The 416-nt window shown below is 52.5% G+C and carries 1 protein-coding gene; it reads right to left on the reverse strand.

Translation table 11 applies throughout. The features are described from left to right. Nucleotides 1-141: 141 nt before the first annotated feature. The coding region (locus tag KP705_RS18295) for a helix-turn-helix domain-containing protein (RefSeq protein ID WP_215765330.1) at nucleotides 142-416 on the reverse strand (275 nt) is incomplete at its 5' end.

Raw genomic sequence — 416 nt, forward strand, 5'->3', positions numbered from 1 at the left:
GACGAGGAGGCAATCTCGGACGAGGAGGCAATCTCGCTTTATGATGCAGCCGAGCGCACTGTGCAGGGCCGCACCGGGAAGGCTGCCGAAAAGCTGCGTGGCTTCCTGGGGTCACGACACGAAAGTGTACTTTACGTACGCTTAGAGTGAACCCAACAAGAACGTTGAGGCTGTTCTGCTGAGAGTTCGATAGACAGTTGGCCGAGAAATAGAAAACAGTTCTGAAAGATCGCTGATGKAGTAATCGCCGGTATCATACATCCGGCGAAGCTCTTTTTGCTGACGTTCAGAAAGCTTGGGTTTCTTTCCGCGTAGTTTACCTTTGTCGCGTGCAACGGCCATCCCTTCACGAGTACGCATCCGGATCAGCTCGGCTTCAAACTCCGCGAAAGTCGCAAGGATGTTGAAGAACAACT

The sequence above is a fragment of the Gluconobacter sp. P1D12_c genome (assembly GCF_018812105.1).
Taxonomy (GTDB): Bacteria; Pseudomonadota; Alphaproteobacteria; order Acetobacterales; family Acetobacteraceae; genus Gluconobacter; species Gluconobacter oxydans_A.